General features: G+C 61.4%; 19 protein-coding genes and 1 other RNA gene. 16 read left to right on the top strand and 4 right to left on the bottom strand.

From position 1 onward, the window contains the following. Positions 1-43: 43 nt before the first annotated feature. Entirely contained in the window at positions 44-661 is a 618-nt protein-coding gene (locus NTD85_RS22725) for a glutathione S-transferase N-terminal domain-containing protein (RefSeq protein WP_003228048.1), read from the top strand. 16 nt (positions 662-677) lie between these two features. Beyond that, on the top strand, positions 678-1,091 hold the full coding sequence (locus NTD85_RS22720) for a ClpXP protease specificity-enhancing factor (RefSeq protein ID WP_003228047.1): 414 nt from the start codon (positions 678-680) through the stop codon (positions 1,089-1,091). 134 nt (positions 1,092-1,225) lie between these two features. On the opposite strand, the gene NTD85_RS22715 is transcribed toward NTD85_RS22720, so the two are convergent. The 4 genes from NTD85_RS22715 to NTD85_RS22700 form a co-directional block, all read right to left on the bottom strand. Beyond that, a complete protein-coding gene (locus NTD85_RS22715; RefSeq protein WP_262143273.1) occupies positions 1,226-1,804 on the bottom strand; it encodes a BON domain-containing protein in 579 nt (192 codons plus the stop codon). After that, the gene (locus NTD85_RS22710) at positions 1,801-2,394 is read right to left on the bottom strand and encodes a phosphoheptose isomerase (protein ID WP_003228045.1); all 594 of its coding nucleotides are present in this window, start codon (positions 2,392-2,394) and stop codon (positions 1,801-1,803) included. Before NTD85_RS22710 ends, NTD85_RS22715 begins: the two co-directional genes overlap by 4 nt. Before the next feature lie 104 nt (positions 2,395-2,498). Further along, positions 2,499-2,861: a YraN family protein gene (locus NTD85_RS22705; protein ID WP_025109296.1), complete on the bottom strand. Its 363-nt coding sequence runs from the start codon at positions 2,859-2,861 to the stop codon at positions 2,499-2,501. Next, positions 2,861-4,672 (bottom strand): penicillin-binding protein activator, encoded by a 1,812-nt coding sequence (locus tag NTD85_RS22700; RefSeq protein WP_262143272.1) that lies wholly within the window; start codon positions 4,670-4,672, stop codon positions 2,861-2,863. The genes NTD85_RS22705 and NTD85_RS22700 overlap by 1 nt, the downstream gene beginning before the upstream one ends. 177 nt (positions 4,673-4,849) lie before the next feature. Between NTD85_RS22700 and rsmI the strand changes: the two genes are divergently transcribed. From rsmI to NTD85_RS22630, 14 genes are all read left to right on the top strand, one after another. Next, positions 4,850-5,755 (top strand): 16S rRNA (cytidine(1402)-2'-O)-methyltransferase, encoded by a 906-nt coding sequence (gene rsmI, locus NTD85_RS22695; protein WP_080593268.1) that lies wholly within the window; start codon positions 4,850-4,852, stop codon positions 5,753-5,755. Between the two features lie 73 nt (positions 5,756-5,828). Continuing rightward, an RNA gene (rnpB, locus tag NTD85_RS22690) (RNase P RNA component class A) lies at positions 5,829-6,182 on the top strand. 401 nt (positions 6,183-6,583) lie between these two features. Then, positions 6,584-7,039: a division/cell wall cluster transcriptional repressor MraZ gene (gene mraZ / locus NTD85_RS22685; RefSeq protein ID WP_003228026.1), complete on the top strand. Its 456-nt coding sequence runs from the start codon at positions 6,584-6,586 to the stop codon at positions 7,037-7,039. Further along, complete coding sequence (rsmH, locus tag NTD85_RS22680; RefSeq protein ID WP_003228024.1) at positions 7,036-7,983, top strand: 16S rRNA (cytosine(1402)-N(4))-methyltransferase RsmH; 948 nt, start codon at positions 7,036-7,038, stop codon at positions 7,981-7,983. The genes mraZ and rsmH overlap by 4 nt, the downstream gene beginning before the upstream one ends. Continuing rightward, a complete protein-coding gene (gene ftsL / locus NTD85_RS22675) occupies positions 7,980-8,273 on the top strand; it encodes a cell division protein FtsL (RefSeq protein WP_003228022.1) in 294 nt (97 codons plus the stop codon). Before rsmH ends, ftsL begins: the two co-directional genes overlap by 4 nt. Beyond that, positions 8,273-10,012 (top strand): peptidoglycan D,D-transpeptidase FtsI family protein, encoded by a 1,740-nt coding sequence (locus NTD85_RS22670; protein WP_198286827.1) that lies wholly within the window; start codon positions 8,273-8,275, stop codon positions 10,010-10,012. Before ftsL ends, NTD85_RS22670 begins: the two co-directional genes overlap by 1 nt. Next, positions 10,012-11,475, top strand: a complete 1,464-nt coding sequence (locus NTD85_RS22665) for a UDP-N-acetylmuramoyl-L-alanyl-D-glutamate--2,6-diaminopimelate ligase (RefSeq protein WP_262143271.1) — start codon at positions 10,012-10,014, stop codon at positions 11,473-11,475. Before NTD85_RS22670 ends, NTD85_RS22665 begins: the two co-directional genes overlap by 1 nt. After that, positions 11,468-12,835 carry a UDP-N-acetylmuramoyl-tripeptide--D-alanyl-D-alanine ligase gene (murF, locus tag NTD85_RS22660; RefSeq protein ID WP_262143270.1) on the top strand — a complete coding sequence of 456 codons (1,368 nt, stop codon included), beginning with the start codon at positions 11,468-11,470 and terminating at the stop codon, positions 12,833-12,835. Before NTD85_RS22665 ends, murF begins: the two co-directional genes overlap by 8 nt. After that, positions 12,835-13,917 (top strand): phospho-N-acetylmuramoyl-pentapeptide-transferase, encoded by a 1,083-nt coding sequence (gene mraY / locus NTD85_RS22655; protein ID WP_007961631.1) that lies wholly within the window; start codon positions 12,835-12,837, stop codon positions 13,915-13,917. The genes murF and mraY overlap by 1 nt, the downstream gene beginning before the upstream one ends. 5 nt (positions 13,918-13,922) lie before the next feature. Next, entirely contained in the window at positions 13,923-15,269 is a 1,347-nt protein-coding gene (gene murD / locus NTD85_RS22650; protein ID WP_045122625.1) for a UDP-N-acetylmuramoyl-L-alanine--D-glutamate ligase, read from the top strand. Further along, positions 15,266-16,483 carry a putative lipid II flippase FtsW gene (gene ftsW / locus NTD85_RS22645; RefSeq protein ID WP_003228018.1) on the top strand — a complete coding sequence of 406 codons (1,218 nt, stop codon included), beginning with the start codon at positions 15,266-15,268 and terminating at the stop codon, positions 16,481-16,483. Before murD ends, ftsW begins: the two co-directional genes overlap by 4 nt. Then, the gene (murG, locus tag NTD85_RS22640) at positions 16,473-17,543 is read left to right on the top strand and encodes an undecaprenyldiphospho-muramoylpentapeptide beta-N-acetylglucosaminyltransferase (RefSeq protein ID WP_003228017.1); all 1,071 of its coding nucleotides are present in this window, start codon (positions 16,473-16,475) and stop codon (positions 17,541-17,543) included. The genes ftsW and murG overlap by 11 nt, the downstream gene beginning before the upstream one ends. After that, the gene (gene murC / locus NTD85_RS22635) at positions 17,536-18,996 is read left to right on the top strand and encodes a UDP-N-acetylmuramate--L-alanine ligase (RefSeq protein WP_201136629.1); all 1,461 of its coding nucleotides are present in this window, start codon (positions 17,536-17,538) and stop codon (positions 18,994-18,996) included. The genes murG and murC overlap by 8 nt, the downstream gene beginning before the upstream one ends. Then, complete coding sequence (locus NTD85_RS22630; RefSeq protein WP_086791637.1) at positions 18,993-19,967, top strand: D-alanine--D-alanine ligase; 975 nt, start codon at positions 18,993-18,995, stop codon at positions 19,965-19,967. The genes murC and NTD85_RS22630 overlap by 4 nt, the downstream gene beginning before the upstream one ends. Positions 19,968-19,969: the final 2 nt, after the last annotated feature.

Here is a 19,969-nt window from a genome sequence, read left to right as displayed (position 1 = left end):
GTTTTTCCGGTTCCGATAATTTCAACAAGCGAGGAGGATCGCCATGGGCGTGACCAATCGGTTGGCCTGTTACTCCGACCCCGCCGACCACTATTCCCACCGAGTGCGCATCGTGCTTGCAGAGAAGGGTGTCAGCGCCGAAATCATTTACGTGGAAGCTGGTCGCCAGCCGCCTAAACTGATTGAGGTGAACCCTTACGGCAGTCTCCCGACGCTGGTCGATCGCGACCTGGCGTTGTGGGAGTCGACCGTGGTGATGGAATATCTGGATGAGCGTTACCCGCATCCGCCACTGATGCCGGTTTATCCGGTGGCGCGTGCCAACAGCCGTCTGCTGATTCACCGTATTCAGCGTGACTGGTGTGGTCTTGTGGATCTGATTCTTGATCCGAAAACCAAGGAGGCCGCGCGTGTCGTGGCGCGCAAGGAATTGCGTGAAAGCCTGACGGGCGTGTCGCCGCTGTTTGCCGACAAGCCGTTTTTCCTCAGTGAGGAACAAAGTCTGGTGGATTGCTGCCTATTGCCAATACTCTGGCGTTTGCCGATTCTGGGTATTGAACTGCCGCGGCCGGCCAAGCCGCTGCTTGATTATATGGAGCGCCAGTTTGCGCGTGAGGCTTTCCAGGCGAGTCTGTCTGGCGTCGAACGCGATATGCGCTAAGGCTTAAGGAGCCGCTATGAACTCCAGTCGACCTTATCTGGTCCGCGCGCTCTACGAGTGGATTGTGGATAACGATTGCACCCCGCACATGCTGGTCAATTCCGAATACCCGGCGGTGCAGGTGCCGCAGGGTTTTGCCAGTGACGGGCAGATCGTCCTGAACATTTCGCCCAGCGCCGTGCGTCACTTGCACATGGACAACGACGTGGTGACCTTCGAGGGTCGCTTTGGTGGCGTTCCGCACAGTCTGTATGTGCCGATCAGTGCGATTCTGGGTATCTATGCCCGGGAGAATGGTCAGGGCATGGTCTTCGATCTCGAGTCGCCGATGGATGACGAAGACGATATCGAACCCGATGACGACTTGCCGCCACCGGACAGCGAGCCGCCGCGCCCAAGCGGTCGGCCAAGTTTGAAAGTGGTGAAGTAATAAAAAAGGCGATCCGAAAGGGTCGCCTTTTTTATTACGTAGGAGCTGCCGAAGGCTGCGATCTTTTGATCTTGTTTTTGACGATCAAAAGATCGCAGCCTCGTTTCACTCGACAGCTCCTACAGAAGTGCACCTCAGTCGATGTATTCGAACAGCTTCACGATTTTCTGCACACCGGAAACGCTCTGCACCAGGTTGGTCGCCTGTTGCGCTTCCTGCTTGGTCAGCAGGCCCAGCAGATAGACGATGCCATTCTCGGTCACGACCTTGATGCGCGAGCCGGGAATGCTGGCATCGGTCAGCATCTGGGTCTTGATCTTGGTGGTCAGCCAGGCATCGTTCTGGCGGGCGAGGAAGCTCGACGGCGCAATCACTTGCAGCTCGTTGTGCACCGTCTTCACGCGCTGGACGTTGGCGGCGGCCTGTTCGGCCTTGGCCTTGAGGTCTTCGCGCGGCGTCTGGCCGGCGAGCAGCACCACGCCGTTGAAGCTGGTGACGACAATATGCGAGTCCTTGTCCAGGCCTGGGTCGACCTTGGCCACGTTAACGCCGACTTTGGTTTCGATCAGCGAGTCATCGATCTTGCTGCCGATCGTGCGGGTACCGCGGTCATCATCAATTGGCGCTTCTCGACTGGCGCTCACCACCGAGGTGCAGCCGCTGATGGCCAGGCACAGGGTCACGGCCAGCAGGCCAAGGCGATTAGGGGTCATTCTTCACTCCCGAACAGTTGGCTGTCGATCAGATCGCAAAGGCAATGGATCGCCAGCAGGTGGACTTCCTGAATACGTGCAGTGACGTTGGCCGGTACGCGAATCTCGACGTCCTCGGGCAATAGCAATGACGCCATGCCGCCGCCATCGCGTCCGGTCAATGCTACGACAATCATTTCGCGATCATGTGCGGCCTGGATCGCCTGAATAATGTTCGCCGAGTTACCGCTGGTCGAAATCGCCAGCAGTACGTCGCCCGGTTGCCCGAGTGCGCGGATCTGCTTGGAGAACACTTCGTTGTAGCTGTAGTCGTTGGCAATCGAGGTGATCGTCGAACTGTCGGTGGTCAGGGCAATGGCCGGCAGGCTCGGGCGTTCGCGTTCGAAGCGGTTGAGCAGCTCCGAGGAGAAGTGCTGGGCGTCGCCGGCAGAGCCACCGTTGCCGCACGAAAGCATTTTGCCTTCGTTGAGCAGGGCGTTGACCATGATCTGGCTGGCTTGCTCGATGTGCGGTGCAAGTACGTCCATCGCCTGTTGCTTGGTGTCGATACTGGCCTGGAAAAGCTGGCGAATTCGGGATTGCATGTCCATCTGTGTGACCTTAAGTGGCGCGGCTGTTCGGCACGTGAATGTGCAGCCCGCAAAGCAAAGAGCAAAAATTGTCGGTGAAAGTGTCCGGGGTGGTGTGCAGAGAATCAACCATCGAACGCATTCTGCAACCAGTTCAATTGATCCGGGTGCCTGTCGATGGCCACCACGTCGAAGCGGCAAGGGGAATCGGCCCAGCGTGACTCGCGCTGAAGAAAATACTGTGCGGCGAAAATCAGTTTTTGCCGTTTGCGCTCATCGATGCTAGCGAGCGCGCCACCCCATTGAGTGTTTTTTCTGTAGCGGACTTCGACGAATACTACTGTATCGCCATCAAGCATGACCAGATCAAGCTCGCCCCGTTTGCATGACCAGTTCTGCGCCAGCAGGCGCAGACCCTGGTGTTGCAGATGCTCGAGCGCTTGGCGCTCGGCATCTTTACCGCTTTGCAGGTGCGAGCTGTCGGGCATCAGCGCGGGGTGTCCGGCAGGCGTTGAACCTGACCGTTGACGAACTGCGCCCATGGCAACTGCCGCACTACACGTTGGGTCTGGGTCATGCCCAGGCTGCCCGACTGACCTTCGATGCGGCTGTCCGGCAGAGCTTTCAATTGACCCAGGCGGGGTGCCAGACGGTAGGCATCGACGCCCATCGCGTACAGGCGACCAAGACTGCCGGCGGCTTGTGGCCACTGTGCGGTGACTTGCTGGCGCAGCGGGTCGTTGGCTTCGAGCAGCCATGGGGTTTCGCAGAAACGCACGCCGTTCATGTCGTTGTACTGGTTCACATCGCCGCTGGCGCTGTAGACGTGGGAAGTCGCGTATACCGGAACGTCACCCGCGTACTGGAAATTCAGGGTCGGCTTGATCTGCTGCGCCTGTTGCGGGGTGGCGGCGAGGAAGATGAACTCGATGTCCTGACGACGCGAAGGCTGTGCGGCTACGTTGGTGCCGGCAGCATTCTGCAGGCTCTTGGCGCGGGCCTCACTTTGACGCAGCTGGAACATGTCGGCGATCTGCTGGGCCAGTTGCACTGGCTGATCGACACGCTCGGTGGCGACGATGCTGCCGCCGTTGGCTTGCCAGTCCTGGCTGAACGCACGCAGTACGCGGTCGCCCCATTCGCCTTTCGGCACCATGATCGCCGCGCGGTGCAGGCCGTCGGCGCGGGCACGACGCGAAACTTCGCGGGCTTCGTCTTCAGCCGCCAGGCCGAACTGGAACAGTTGCGCCGGACCTTGATCACCTTCGCTGTAGTTCAATGCGAGGGTGGTGATCGGCAGTTGCGGACGAGTGCTCAGTTGTTTGACCAGTGGTTTCTCCAGCGGGCCGACCACCAGTTGCACGCCATCAGCCTGGGCCTTGCGGTAGAACTCGTCCATCGAGGTCAGCTTGGAGCTGTCGTAGAACTCGATGGCGGGCGGCTTCTGGCCGGCCTGTTGCGCTTGATAGTGCGCCGCCATGAAGCCTTCACGCAGGGCCTTGCCGACCGAGGCCAGTGGGCCGTCTTGCGGCAGCAGCAGGGCGATTTTGCTCAGGGGCTGGCTGGCCAGCTCCTTGAGTTTGGTCAGGGGCAGCGGCAGGTTGATAGCAGCCGGGTGTTTCGGGTTTTGTGCGCGCCAGGTATCGATCGCGGCTTGCTGCTGCTCCAGGGTGCCGGCGGTTTTCACTGCCAGGGCCAGGCCCATCCAGCCACCGAGGTCGTCGGAGGTATTGGGTTGCAGTTGATCGGTTGGCAGCGAAGCGATCAGGGTCCAGATTGCTTCGTGGTTCTTGCTCGCGGCTTCGCCTTTGAGCATTGGCGCGATGAAGACGCGCTCGCGAGCGGCCGCCAGGGTCTGGCCATCGGCTTCCAGCGCGCGGGCATGCACGGTGCCGGTGCGCACTTGCTGGTCTTCCGGCATTTCGCTCAGATGCTGCAGGCTCGGATGGCTCAGGGCAGTCAGCGCGGCTTTCGGCTGATTGCGAGTCATCGCCAGTTCAGCGGACAGGGTGCTGGCGAAGATCTGCTGGCCTGGCTTGAGTTGCTCCATCGGCACTTGTTGCAGGATCTGCGCGGACTGGCCGGCATTACCCTGGCGGTAAGCCAGGTCTGCCGCGCTCAAGCGCAACAGGGCGGCTTTTTCCGGTGTCTTGGCCTGGGTAGCCTGTTCGAGCAGTTGCTCGATGCTGGCATCCGGGGTCCGTGGAAGTTCGCCAAGGCTGGAGGAAGGGGAGCTGGCGCAGGCCGCCAGCAAGGCAGCGAGGCAGAGGGCAGTGAACAGCCGCAGGCAAGCGATCATGTAAGTGTTCCTGATACTCGATCAAATTAGCGTGGAATTGTACCCAAGCGCTGGCCGGGGCGCGATGTTACTGGTGTGAAACCGTCAATTTAGCTGGAGCAAATGTTGCTGTGCGGCACAAAGACGCGCAAAACCGGCTTCGGCCGGAACGCATCGCAAGCCTCGTGACGCGCTACAATGCCGGCTTTTACCGATCATGAGGTGTGCGCTTTGACTGCTCCAGGTCCTTTGAATTCCGCTGCTGGCTCGCTTTATGTGGTGGCGACGCCCATCGGCAACCTGGACGACATCAGCGCCCGGGCCCTGAAAATCCTCCGCGAAGTGGCGCTGATTGCCGCCGAGGATACGCGGCACTCGGCGCGGTTGATGCAGCACTTCGGCATTTCGACGCCGTTGGCCGCGTGCCACGAACACAACGAACGTGATGAAGGTAGCCGCTTTATTACCCGTTTGCTGGCGGGCGATAACGTCGCGCTGATTTCCGATGCCGGGACGCCGCTGATCTCCGATCCGGGTTATCACCTGGTGCGTCAGGCGCGGGCAGCGGGGATCAATGTGGTGCCGGTGCCGGGTGCGTGTGCATTGATTGCAGCACTGTCAGCGGCGGGTCTGCCCTCCGACCGATTCATCTTCGAAGGTTTCCTGCCGGCCAAGTCGGTGGGGCGCAAGGCGCGTCTGGAGGCGGTCAAGGAAGAGCCGCGCACGCTGATTTTCTACGAGGCCCCGCACCGTATTCTCGAATGCCTGCAGGACATGGAAGCCGTGTTCGGTGGCGAGCGTCAGGCATTGCTGGCCCGGGAAATCACCAAGACGTTCGAAACGCTTAAAGGGTTGCCGTTGGCTGAGCTGCGTGCGTTTGTCGAGGCCGACAGCAATCAGCAGCGGGGCGAGTGTGTGGTGCTGGTCGCAGGCTGGTCTGCACCGGAGTCCGAAGACGCCGTCAGCAGCGAAGCGATGCGCGTCCTCAATCTGCTGCTCGAAGAGATGCCGCTCAAGCGTGCCGCCGCCCTGGCCGCACAAATCACCGGTGAGCGCAAAAACGTGCTTTATCAGGTCGCACTGGATCAGCAGAAGGGCGAGTAAGCCGTCGCGCAGACAGGTTTCACGGCTATTAGCGCTTGTTCTTCGGGCGCTCTGCCGTTAACCTTCGCGGCGGAGAGTCGATCGGACAGTCGCTGCCCTCTATGAAAATTAGGGGGGGGAGGAAAGTCCGGGCTCCATAGGGCGAAGTGCCAGGTAATGCCTGGGAGGCGTGAGCCTACGGAAAGTGCCACAGAAAATAACCGCCTAAGCGCTTCGGCGCCGGTAAGGGTGAAAAGGTGCGGTAAGAGCGCACCGCACGTCTGGCAACAGTTCGTGGCTAGGTAAACCCCACTTGGAGCAAGACCAAATAGGGTCCCAAGGCGTGGCCCGCGCTGGGACCGGGTAGGTTGCTAAAGATGTCCAGTGATGGCCATCGTAGACGAATGACTGTTCAAGACAGAACCCGGCTTACAGATCGACTCTCCACCTTTTTCTTTCCCTGCTTGAATCAATGGCATCAGGGCTGGTTATTATCGGCAGGCCTGCGCTAAAGTCCGGCAGCGGCAAATGCGGTAATAGCCATTTCCCACCTTGCTTCAATCAACAGCAGAAGCGCTTTTGTAATACCGAAAAAATCTTACTCTTAACAAATTACTTTAACTTCCGAGCGCAGCTTTCAGTGCTGCATCAAGTTATTGGTCGAAAGTATCTGCCAAATTGTCGTTACCCCTCCTTTTAAGCTCCTAAATCTCCGTTCTGTAAGGGTTTTCCTTTAATCCGCGCCTTGACGGTGTGGTGGGCGCATTCCTATAGTGTGCGCAAGTGGCGGAAAGTGGCATGAAGTGGGTTTTTTGAGCTCAAAACGATAAAAATTGGAGAAACGCTGACGTGTTTCGCGGAGCTAACGCTATCAGTCTCGATGCAAAGGGCCGTCTCGCCATGCCGAGCCGGTACCGTGACGAGCTCGTTTCGCGTAGTTCCGGTCAATTGATCGTGACCATTGATGCCGTTGATCCGTGCCTGTGTGTCTACCCGCTCGACGAGTGGGAAATTATTGAAACCAAGTTGCGCGCACTCCCTTCGCTTCGCGAAGAGAACCGTCGCCTGCAGCGTTTATTGATTGGTAATGCCGTCGACCTCGAACTCGATGGCAGTGGTCGTTTTCTGGTTCCACCGCGTCTGCGCGAATACGCAAAGCTTGATAAGAAAGCGATGCTGGTGGGCCAACTGAACAAGTTCCAATTGTGGGACGAGGATGCATGGAACGCGGTGTCTGCCGCTGACCTTGCTGCTATTCAACAACCGGGCGCCATGCCTGACGAACTGCGTGATTTGATCCTGTGACTATTGATAGCGGCTTTAACCACATCACCGTACTGCTTGACGAAGCCGTCGAGGCTCTCGCCGTACGTCCTGATGGCTGCTATCTGGACGGTACGTTCGGTCGCGGCGGGCACAGTCGGCTGATCCTCAGCCAGCTTGGGACGGACGGTCGGCTCATCGGATTCGACAAGGATCCTCAAGCGATTGCCACCGGGCAAACGCTAGCGGCCGAAGACGGCCGCTTTGTCGTTGTGCAGCGCAGCTTTGCCGAGCTGGGTTCGGTGGTTGCCGAGCAAGGTCTGAGCGGCAAGGTCAGCGGTATCCTGCTCGATCTCGGCGTGTCTTCGCCGCAGCTGGATGACGCCGAGCGCGGCTTCAGTTTCCTCAATGACGGCCCGCTGGACATGCGCATGGACCCGTCCCGTGGCATCAGTGCCGCCGAATTCGTCAACACCGCGCCGGTGGAAGAAATCGCCCGGGTGTTCAAGGAGTACGGCGAAGAGCGTTTCTCCGGCCGCATGGCCCGTGCCGTGGCCGAGCGCCGCGACATCAAGCCGTTCGAGCGCACTGCTGATCTGGCCGAGGTCCTCAAAGTCGCCAACCCGGCGTGGGAGAAGGGCAAGAACCCGGCGACCCGTGCATTCCAGGGCCTGCGTATTCACGTCAACAACGAACTGGGCGATCTGGAGGCCGGCCTCGAAGCCGCGCTGGAGGCTCTGGAGGTCGGTGGCCGTCTGGTGGTCATCAGCTTCCACTCGCTGGAAGACCGCATCGTCAAGCTGTTCATGCGCAAACTGGTGAAAGGCGAAGCCGACAACCTGCCGCGCAACCTGCCCGTGCGCCACGTGGCGTTCGAACCGAAAATCAAAATCCATGGCAAAGCGCAGACGGCCTCCGACGCCGAACTCAAAGCCAACCCACGTTCCCGTAGCGCTGTGATGCGTGTCGCGGAGAAGTTGCGGTGAGCAAGCTTTTCGCCAAGCCCCTGCCTGGCGGCAGCTTTATCATGTTGCTGCTGTTTATCGGCGTGCTCGTGTCGGCCATCGGCGTGTCTTACAGCGCGCACTGGAACCGCCAGTTGCTCAACACCCTTTACAACGAACTCAGCGTGCGCGACAAGGCGCAGGCCGAGTGGGGGCGGCTGATTCTCGAACAGAGCACCTGGACCGCGCACAGCCGCATCGAAGTGCTGGCCACCGAACAGCTGAAAATGCACATCCCTGGCGCGGCTGACGTGAAGATGGTGGCGCCATGATGAAACTCGAAGGGGCACTCTTTCCGTGGCGCTTCCGTCTGGTCGTTGGTCTGCTCGGTGTCATGGTGGCCGCGATCTGCTGGCGCATCATCGACCTGCAAGTGATCGACCGAGACTTCCTCAAGGGGCAGGGCGACGCGCGCAGTGTTCGTCATATCCCGATTCCTGCACACCGTGGTCTGATTACTGACCGTAACGGCGAGCCCCTGGCCGTCAGTACGCCGGTGACCACGCTGTGGGCCAACGCCAAGGAAATGCAACTGGCCAAAGAAAAGTGGCCAGCACTCGCCGCTGCGCTGGGGCAGGATCCGAAAGCCTTGGCCGAACGTCTTGAAGCCCAGGCCAACAAAGAATTCATTTACCTGGTGCGCGGGTTGACCCCCGAGCAGGGCCAGGCCGTGCTTGACCTGAAAGTGCCGGGCGTCTACGGCATCGAAGAGTTCCGCCGCTTCTATCCGGCCGGTGAAGTCACCGCACACATGGTCGGCTTTACCGACATTGACGATCACGGGCGCGAAGGCGTCGAGCTGGCCTACGACGAGTGGCTGGCCGGGGTGCCGGGCAAACGGCAGGTCATCAAGGATCGGCGCGGTCGGCTGATCAAGGATGTCCAGGTCACCAAGAACGCCAAGGCCGGCAAGCCCTTGGCGTTGTCGATTGACCTGCGTCTGCAATACCTGGCCAACCGCGAGCTGCGCAACGCGATCATCGAGAACGGCGCCAAGGCCGGTAGCCTGGTGATCATGGACGTGAAGACCGGCGAGATTCTCGCCATGGTCAACCAGCCGACCTACAACCCGAACAACCGTCGCAACCTGCAGCCAGCGATGATGCGTAACCGCGCGATGATCGACGTGTTCGAACCGGGTTCGACCATGAAAGCGATCTCGATGAGCGCGGCGATCGAATCCGGCCGCTGGAAACCGACCGACACCGTCGAGGTGTACCCGGGCTCGCTGCAGATCGGCAAGTACACCATCAAGGACGTTTCGAAGACTGAAGGTCCGGTGCTCGACATGACCGGCATCCTGATCAATTCCAGTAACGTCGGCATGAGTAAGGTCGCGTTCGATATCGGCGGTGAAACCATTTACCGTCTCGCGCAGAAAGTCGGCCTCGGCCAGGACACCGGTCTCGGCTTCCCGGGCGAGCGTGTCGGCAACCTGCCGAACTACCGCGACTGGCGCAAGGCTGAAACCGCGACGCTGTCGTACGGCTACGGTATTTCCGTGACCGCGATCCAGCTGGTTCACGCGTTCTCGGCGCTGGCCAACAACGGTCGTCTCGCACCACTGACCCTGATCAAAACCGACAAGCCGCCGCAGACCACCCAGGTGCTGCCGGAAGCGGTCGCGAAAACCATGCAGGGCATGTTGCAGCAAGTGATCGAAGCACCGCGCGGCGTGTTCCGTGCGCAGGTGCCGGCGTATCACGTGGCCGGCAAGTCGGGTACTGCGCGTAAGACTTCGGTGGGCACCAAGGGCTACGCCGAAAACTCCTACCGCTCGCTGTTCGCCGGTTTCGGGCCGATGAGCGATCCGCGCTACGCCATCGTGGTAGTGATCGATGAACCGTCCAAGGCCGGTTACTTCGGTGGTCTGGTTTCGGCGCCGGTGTTCAGCCGTGTGATGTCCGGCACTCTGCGTCTGATGAACGTGACCCCGGACAACCTGCCGACCACCCAACAGGCCAACGCTACGCCGGCCGTTCCGCTGAAAGCCAATGGAGGGCGCGGCTGATGTCTCTTAGTCTGAACAAGATATTCCCCCACGCCGGCCACGATCTGCTGATCCGTGAATTGGCGCTGGACAGTCGCAACGTACGCGCCGGTGACCTGTTCCTCGCCGTGCCGGGCGGTAAATTCGATGGCCGTGCGCACATCGCCGATGCCTTGCAGCGCGGCGCGGCGGCGGTTGCCTACGAAGTGGAAGGCGCCACCGTGCTGCCGATCACCGAAGTGCCGCTGATCCCGGTCAAAGGCCTGGCTTCGCAGCTGTCCGATATCGCCGGGCGTTTTTATGGTGAGCCAAGCCATCACCTGAACCTGGTCGGTGTCACTGGCACCAACGGCAAAACCAGCGTGACCCAACTGGTTGCGCAGGCTCTGGATCTGCTCGGTCAGCACTGCGGCATCGTCGGTACGCTGGGCTCCGGCTTTTATGGCGCGCTGGAAAGCGGTCTGCACACCACGCCGAATCCGATTGCCGTGCAAGCGACCCTGGGCGACCTGAAAAAGGCCGGGGCCAAAGCTGTGGCCATGGAAGTTTCGTCACACGGTCTGGACCAGGGCCGCGTTACCGCATTGGCATTCGACGTCGCGGTAATGACCAACTTGTCCCGCGATCACCTGGATTATCACGGCACCATGGAGGCGTACGCCGAGGCCAAGGCCAAGCTGTTCGCCTGGAATGACCTGAAGTGCCGCGTGGTCAACCTCGACGACGATTTCGGTCGGCAACTGGCCGCCGAAAAACGCGATTCGCGCCTGATCACTTACAGCCTGCTCGACAACAGCGCCTACCTGTTCTGCCGTGAAGCGCAGTTCGATGACCACGGCGTGCGCGCCACGCTGGTCACGCCGCAGGGCGAGCATCACCTGCGCAGCACACTGCTCGGTCGTTTCAACCTGAGCAACGTACTGGCGGCGGTCGGCGCCTTGCTCGGTCTGGATTACGCCCTCGACGAAATTCTCAAGGTGCTGCCGAAACTCGAAGGCCCGGCCGGACGCATGCAGCGTCTGGGTGGCGGCACTCAACCGCTGGTGGTGGTCGATTACGCCCACACCCCGGATGCGCTGGAAAAAGTTCTGACCGCGTTGCGCCCACACGTCAAAGGCCAGTTGCTGTGCCTGTTCGGCTGCGGTGGTGATCGTGATCGTGGCAAGCGTCCGCTGATGGCCGAAGTGGTCGAGCGTCTGGCCGACCGCGTGCTGGTCACCGATGACAACCCGCGTACGGAAGATCCGGCGCAGATTTTCGACGACATCCGTGCCGGCTTCACCGCTGTGGATAAAGTCACTTTTGTTGCCGGTCGTGGTCAGGCGATCGCCCAGCTGATCGCCGCTGCCTCGGCGGATGACGTGATCGTCCTGGCGGGCAAAGGCCATGAGGACTATCAGGAAATCAACGGCGAGCGTCACGCTTTCTCCGATCTGGTCGAAGCCGATCATGCCCTCACCGCATGGGAGGTGGCTCATGCTTAAGGCCCTGAAGTTGAGCGAACTGACCAATGTGCTCGACGCACGTCTGATCAGCAGCGATGCCAGTTTCGATGGCGTCAGCATCGATAGCCGGGCGATCACCGCTGGCCAACTGTTTATTGCCCTGACTGGCCCGCGCTTCGATGGTCACGACTATCTGAACGACGTCGCCGGCAAAGGCGCGGTCGCGGCGCTGGTCGAGCGTGAAGTGCCCGACAGCACCCTGCCGCAACTGCTGGTCAAGGACACCCGCCAGGCCCTCGGCCAGTTGGGGGCGTTGAACCGTGCCGCGTTCACTCAGCCAGTGGCGGCCATCACCGGCTCCAGCGGCAAGACCACGGTCAAGGAAATGCTCGCGAGCATCCTGCGTACTCGCGGTCCGGTGCTGGCGACCCGTGGCAATCTGAACAACGATCTCGGCGCACCGCTGACCCTGCTCGAACTGGCGCCGGAACACACCGCCGCCGTGATCGAACTGGGCGCTTCGCGTCTGGGCGAAATCGCCTACACCGTCGGGCTGACCAAGCCGCACGTGGCGATCCTCAACAATGCCGGCACCGCCCACGTTGGCGAGTTCGGCGGGCCGGAAAAAATCGTCGAAGCCAAAGGCGAGATCATCGATGGGCTGGCGGCGGATGGCGTCGCCGTGCTCAACCTCGATGACAAGGCCTTTGGCATCTGGAAGCTCCGCGCCGGCGCACGCAAGGTGCTGACCTTCTCCCTGAGCAATCCTCAGGCAGATTTCTACGCCAGCGACCTGAGCACCGATGCCCGGGGTTGCCCGGCCTTCAACCTGCATACACCTGAAGGTGTGGAGCACGTTCAACTGAACCTGCTCGGCACCCATAACGTCGCCAACGCCATGGCCGCCGCTGCTGCCGCGCACGCTCTGGGCGTGTCGCTGTTCGGCATCGCCACCGGGCTTGGCGCGGTACAACCGGTCAAGGGTCGCACCGTCGCGCAACTGGCGAAGAACGGCATGCGCGTGATCGATGACACTTACAACGCAAACCCCACCTCCATGTGCGCTGCCGTTGATATACTCGCCGGCTTTTCCGGCCGCACCGTCCTGGTGCTCGGAGATATCGGCGAGTTGGGCGATTGGGCGGAGCAGGGGCACCGCGACGTGGGCGAATATGCCCGGGGCAAGGTTTCCGCGCTTTACGCGGTCGGACCGAACATGGTCCACGCCGTGAACGCATTCGGCAAAGAGGCGCATCACTTCGGCACGCAAGCCGAACTGATCCAGGCCCTCGACGCCGAGCAGGACACAAACACCACCATTTTGATCAAGGGTTCGCGCAGTGCAGCGATGGAAAACATCGTTGCGGCTCTGTGCGGGTCCAGTCTGGAGAAACATTAATGCTGCTGCTGCTAGCGGAGTATCTGCAACAGTTCTACAAAGGCTTCGCGGTCTTCCAGTACCTGACCCTGCGCGGGATCCTCGGTGTGCTGACCGCGCTGGTTTTGTCGCTGTGCTATGGCCCGTGGATGATCCGCACCCTGCAGAACCGTCAGATCGGCCAGTCCGTGCGCAATGACGGCCCGCAATCGCACCTGTCCAAGTCGGGTACGCCGACCATGGGCGGCGCACTGATTCTGTCTTCCATCGGTGTCAGCACCCTGCTGTGGGCTGACCTGAGCAACCGTTACGTGTGGGTCGTGCTGCTGGTGACCCTGCTGTTCGGCGCCATCGGTTGGGTCGACGATTACCGCAAAGTGATCGAGAAGAACTCCCGTGGCTTGCCAAGTCGCTGGAAGTATTTCTGGCAGTCGGTGTTCGGTCTGGGCGCGGCGATCTTCCTTTATATGACCGCGACCACGCCGGTGGAAACCACGCTGATCCTGCCGATGCTCAAGGACTACAGCATTCCGCTGGGCGCCGGGTTCATCGTGCTGACCTACTTCGTGATCGTCGGTTCGAGCAACGCGGTCAACCTGACTGACGGCCTCGACGGTCTGGCGATCATGCCAACCGTTATGGTCGGGGGCGGTCTGGGGATCTTCTGTTACCTGTCGGGTAACGTGAAATTCGCTGAATACCTGCTGATCCCTTACGTGCCGGGCGCGGGCGAACTGATCGTGTTCTGCGGCGCGCTGATCGGTGCCGGCCTCGGATTTCTCTGGTTCAACACCTATCCGGCGCAAGTGTTCATGGGCGACGTCGGTGCGCTGGCGCTCGGCGCGGCACTGGGCACCATCGCGGTCATCGTCCGTCAGGAAATCGTCCTGTTCATCATGGGCGGCGTGTTCGTGATGGAAACCCTGTCGGTGGTGATCCAGGTTGCTTCTTTCAAGATGACCGGTCGCCGAGTGTTCCGCATGGCACCGATTCATCACCACTTTGAACTCAAGGGCTGGCCCGAGCCACGCGTGATCGTCCGTTTCTGGATCATCACCGTGATTCTCGTGCTGATCGGCCTTGCCACCCTGAAGCTGAGGTAGAACGAGTGTCTCTGATCGCTTCTGACCACTTCCGCATCGTTGTCGGCCTCGGCAAGAGCGGCATGTCCCTGGTTCGCTTCCTGGCGAACCGGGGTGTGTCGTTTGCCGTCGCCGATACGCGGGACAATCCACCGGAACTGGCCACGCTCAAGCGTGACTATCCGCACGTGGAAGTGCGTTGTGGCGAGCTGGACGTCGAATTCCTGTGCCGTGCCGACGAGCTCTACGTGAGCCCCGGCCTGGCGCTGGCGACCCCGGCCCTGCAAGCCGCTGCCGCCCGCGGTGTGAAAATGGCCGGCGACATCGAGCTGTTCGCGCGTAACGCGCGGGCGCCGATCGTGGCCATCACCGGTTCCAACGCGAAAAGCACCGTCACCACCCTGGTCGGCGAGATGGCGGCTGCGGCCGGCAAACGCGTGGCGGTGGGCGGCAACCTCGGTACGCCAGCGCTGGAGTTGCTCAGCGACGACGTCGAGCTGTACGTGATGGAGCTGTCGAGCTTCCAGCTGGAAACCACTGACCAGCTCAACGCTGAAGTGGCCACCGTGCTCAACATCAGCGAAGACCACATGGACCGCTACAGCGGCCTGCCGGCTTATCACCTGGCCAAGCACCGGATCTTCCGTGGCGCGAAGCAGTTTGTGGTCAACCGTCAGGACGCACTCAGCCGTCCGCTGATCGGCGAGGGCCAGCCGTGCTGGACCTTCGGCCTGAACAAACCGGATTTCAAGGCTTTTGGCCTGCGCGAAGAAGATGGCGAGAAATACCTGGCCTTCGAATTCCAGAACCTGATGCCGGTGCGCGAACTGAAAGTGCGCGGCGCGCATAACCAGGCCAACGCCCTCGCGGCGCTGGCGCTGGGGCATGCGGTCGGCCTGCCGTTCGACGCCATGCTCGATGCCCTGCGCAATTTCGCCGGTCTCGAACACCGCTGCCAGTGGGTGCGTGATCTCGACGGTGTGGGTTACTACAACGATTCCAAGGCGACCAACGTCGGCGCCGCACTGGCCGCCATCGAAGGCCTGGGCGCGGACATCGACGGCAAGGTCGTGCTGATCGCCGGTGGCGACGGCAAGGGTGCCGAGTTCAAGGATCTGCGCGATCCAGTGGCGGCCAACTGCCGCGCCGTGATCCTGATGGGCCGCGACTCCGACAAGATCGGCGCAGCCATCGGCGACGCGGTGCCGCTGATTCGCGCCGGTTCGCTGGTTGAAGCCGTCGAGCAATGCCGCGCGGTCGCCCAGCCGGGTGACGTGGTGCTGCTGTCGCCAGCCTGCGCCAGTTTCGACATGTTCAAGAATTACGAAGACCGTGGTCACCAGTTCGTCCGCGCCGTGGAGGATCTGGCATGAGCCTGCGCAATATCATCAAGCCGTACCCGTCGCCGATCATCACCGGCCGTGGCATCGACCTCGACTTCCCGATGCTCGCCGGTTGCCTGGCGCTGCTGGGCCTGGGCCTGATCATGATCGCCTCGGCCTCCACCGAAGTGGCGGCGGCGCAGTCGGGCAGCGCGCTGTACTACATGATTCGCCACCTGATCTATGTGGCGCTGGGCCTGGGTGCCTGCATCATTACCATGATGATTCCGATCGCCACCTGGCAGCGTCTGGGCTGGATGATGCTGATCGGCGCCTTCGGTCTGCTGGTGATGGTGATCGTCCCCGGGATCGGCCGTGAAGTGAACGGGTCGATGCGCTGGATCGGTTTCAGCTTCTTTAACGTTCAGCCGTCCGAGATCGCCAAGGTGTTTGTGGTGATCTACCTCGCCGGTTATCTGGTACGTCGTCAGAAAGAAGTGCGCGAGAGCTGGATGGGCTTCTTCAAGCCGTTCATCGTGCTGCTGCCGATGGCGGGGCTGTTGCTGATGGAGCCGGACTTCGGTGCCACCGTGGTAATGATGGGCGCTGCGGCAGCGATGCTGTTCCTCGGCGGGGTCGGGCTGTTCCGCTTCTCGCTGATGGTGGTACTCGCAGTCGGGGCCGTGGTCTTGCTGATTCAGATGCAGCCCTACCGGATGGCGCGTCTGACCAACTTCGCCGACCCGTGGGCCGACCAGTTCGGCGCCGGTTATCAGTTGTCGCAGGCATTGATTGCCTTCGGTCGCGGTGAGTGGCTGGGCGTCGGCCTGGGCAACAGCGTGCAGAAACAGTTCTACCTGCCTGAAGCGCATACCGACTTCGTGTTCTCCGTACTTGCCGAAGAGCTGGGTGCGGTGGGTTCGCTGTGCACCGTGGCGCTGTTCGTGTTCGTGTGTATTCGCGGCATGTACATCGGTCTGTGGGCCGAGAAAGCCAAGCAGTTCTTCGCCGCGTATGTGGCCTACGGCCTGTCGTTCCTGTGGATCGGTCAGTTCCTGATCAACATCGGGGTGAACGTCGGTCTGCTGCCGACCAAGGGCCTGACCCTGCCGTTCCTCAGCTATGGCGGCAGTTCCCTGGTGATCTGCTGTGCCTGCCTCGGCTTGTTGCTGAGGATCGAGTGGGAGAGTCGGACCCACCTGGGCAGTGAAGAGATGGAGTTCCATGAGAGCGACTTCGCCGAGGAGCCGAACCATGGGCGCTAACGTATTGATCATGGCCGGCGGCACCGGCGGCCACGTGTTCCCGGCGCTGTCCTGTGCCCGTGAATTTCAGGCGCGCGGCTACACCGTGCACTGGCTCGGCACGCCGCGCGGAATCGAAAACGAACTGGTGCCGGCTGCAGGTCTTGAACTGCATCGCATCAACGCCACCGGATTGCGTGGCAAGGGCAAGCTGTCGCTGCTCAAGGCACCGTTCATGCTGCTCAAGTCGGTGTGGCAGGCGCGGGCAGTGATTCGCCAGCTGCGTCCAGTCTGCGTGGTCGGCTTCGGTGGTTATGTGACTGGCCCGGGCGGGATTGCCGCGAAACTGGCCGGTGTGCCGGTGATCGTTCACGAGCAGAACGCTGTGGCCGGCACCGCCAATCGGTTGCTGGTGCCGTTCGCCGCCCGGGTGTGTGAAGCGTTCCCCGACACCTTTACTCTGTCGGACACCCGCCGTACCACCGGAAACCCGGTGCGCAGCGAGCTGTTCCTCGAAACATCGCGACCGGCTCTGGCCGGGCGCAAAGCGCGTTTGCTGATCCTCGGCGGAAGCCTTGGCGCAGAACCGTTGAACAAGTTGCTGCCTGAAGCCCTGGCGCAAGTCCCTGCCGATTTGCGTCCGGAAGTGTTTCATCAGGCCGGCAAAAACCACGATGAAGTGACTGCAGAGCGCTACCGCGCCGCCGGCGTGGATGCGCAGGTGCAGCCCTTTATCAAAGACATGGCCCAGGCCTATGGCTGGGCTGACCTGGTGGTGTGCCGCGCTGGCGCGCTGACCATCAGTGAGCTGGCTGCCGTTGGTCTGCCCTCGATGCTGGTGCCTTTGCCCCACGCGATCGACGATCACCAGACCCGCAACGCCGATTATTTGGCCCGTGAAGGCGCAGCCTTCGTGATGCCGCAAAGAACGACTGGTGCCGCGGACCTTGCCGCGCGCCTGACAGAGGTCTTGATGCAACCGCAACGACTCGAAGAAATGGCCCAAGCGGCCCGCCGTCTGGCCAAACCCGATGCCACCCGTAGCGTGGTCGATACCTGCCTGGAGGTGGCCCATGGTTGAGAATCAGAAAGCCATGCCACAACCGGAAATGCGCCGCATCCGTCGCATCCACTTCGTCGGTATCGGCGGCGTGGGCATGTGCGGGATTGCCGAAGTGTTGTTGAACCTGGGCTATGAAGTGTCCGGTTCCGACCTGAAAGCTTCGCCAGTGACCGAGCGTCTGGAATCGTTCGGTGCGCACATCTATATCGGCCACCGTGCCGAGAACGCCGCCACCGCTGACGTGCTGGTGGTCTCGAGTGCTGTCAACACTTCCAACCCGGAAGTGGCGACCGCTCTTGAACGCCGCATTCCGGTGGTGCCACGTGCCGAAATGCTCGCCGAGCTGATGCGCTATCGCCACGGCATCGCCGTCGCCGGTACCCACGGCAAAACCACCACCACCAGCCTGATCGCTTCGGTGTTCGCCGCCGGTGGCCTGGACCCGACTTTCGTTATCGGTGGCCGTCTGAATGCCGCGGGCACCAATGCCCAGCTCGGCACCAGCCGCTACCTGATCGCCGAAGCCGACGAAAGCGACGCGAGCTTCCTGCACCTGCAACCGTTGGTGGCCGTGGTCACCAACATCGACGCCGACCACATGGCGACCTACGACGGTGACTTCAACAAGCTGAAGAAAACCTTCGTCGAGTTCCTGCACAACCTGCCGTTCTACGGTTTGGCGGTAATGTGCCTGGACGATCCGGTGGTGCGTGAAATCCTGCCGCTGGTCAAACGTCCGACCGTGACCTACGGCTTCAGCGAAGACGCCGACGTGCGCGCGATCAATGTGCGCCAGCAAGGCATGCAGACTTTCTTCACCGTGCTGCGCCCGGATCGCGAGCCGCTGGACGTGTCCGTGAACATGCCGGGCAACCACAACGTGCTCAACTCGCTGGCGACCATCTGCATCGCCAGCGACGAAGGCGTCAGCGACGAAGCCATCGTCCAGGGCCTGTCCGGGTTCCAGGGTGTCGGCCGACGCTTCCAGGTCTACGGCGAACTGCCGGTGGACGGCGGCAATGTGATGCTGGTCGACGACTACGGTCACCACCCGACCGAAGTCGCTGCGGTGATCAAAGCCGTGCGCGGTGGCTGGCCGGATCGCCGTCTGGTGATGGTCTACCAGCCGCATCGCTACAGCCGCACCCGTGACCTGTACGACGATTTCGTCAATGTACTGGCCGACGCCAACGTGCTGCTGCTGATGGAAGTCTATCCGGCCGGCGAAGAGCCGATTCCGGGCGCAGACAGCCGCAAACTGTGCAACAGCATCCGTCAGCGCGGTCAGCTCGACCCGATCTACATCGAACGCGGTGTCGACCTCGCGCCGCTGGTCAAGCCGCTGCTGCGTGCCGGCGACATTCTGCTGTGCCAGGGCGCCGGGGATATCGGTGGTCTCGCACCAAAACTGTTGAAAAGTGAGTTGTTCGCCGGCGCCGTGGCTGCGTCGGTCGAGGGGAAGTTGAAATGACTGCTGCCTACGCCAACCTGTTCTCCACCATTGCGCCGAAAGACTTCGGCCGTGTCGCCGTGCTGTTCGGTGGCATGAGTGCCGAGCGTGAGGTTTCGCTGAAATCCGGTAACGCCGTGCTCGACGCGCTGCAAAGCGCTGGCGTGGACGCGTTCGGGATCGACGTCGGCGAGGATTTTCTGCAGCGTCTGCTGAACGAAAAGATCGACCGCGCGTTCATCATCCTTCACGGTCGTGGCGGTGAAGACGGCTCGATGCAGGGCCTGCTCGAATGCGCCGGCATTCCGTACACCGGCAGCGGCATCCTTGCCTCGGCACTGGCGATGGACAAGCTGCGCACCAAGCAGGTCTGGCACAGTCTCGGGATTCCGACGCCGCGTCACGCCGTGCTGTGCAGCGAAGCCGATTGTATTTCCGCGGCGACGGAACTGGGCTTCCCTTTGATCGTCAAACCGGCGCATGAAGGTTCAAGTATCGGGATGGCCAAAGTGAGTTCTGCGTCCGAGTTGATCGACGCATGGAAAGCGGCCAGTACCTACGATTCGCAAGTCTTGGTTGAGCAATGGATTCAAGGTCCGGAGTTCACCATCGCCACCCTGCGTGACCAGGTGTTGCCTCCTATCGCCCTGGGTACACCGCACACGTTCTACGACTACGACGCCAAGTACATCGCCAACGATACCCAGTACCGCATTCCGTGCGGGCTGGATGCCGCCAAGGAACAGGAACTCATGGATCTCACGGCCAAGGCCTGTGAGGCGCTGGGTATTGCCGGTTGGGGCAGGGCGGACGTGATGCAGGACGCCGACGGGCAGTTCTGGTTCCTGGAAGTGAACACCGCACCGGGCATGACCGATCACAGCCTGGTGCCGATGGCGGCCCGTGCTGCCGGTCTGGACTTCCAGCAACTGGTTCTGGCCATTCTGGCCGCCAGTGTTGAAGGCTCCGGTCATACAGAGGCGCGAGGTTAAGA

Origin of the sequence: Pseudomonas sp. 13B_3.2_Bac1 (assembly GCF_025466205.1) — a bacterium.
Taxonomy (GTDB): Bacteria; Pseudomonadota; Gammaproteobacteria; order Pseudomonadales; family Pseudomonadaceae; genus Aquipseudomonas; species Aquipseudomonas fluorescens_H.
Note: the sequence above shows the minus strand (reverse complement) of the source record. Positions and strands in the feature narration are given on the sequence as shown.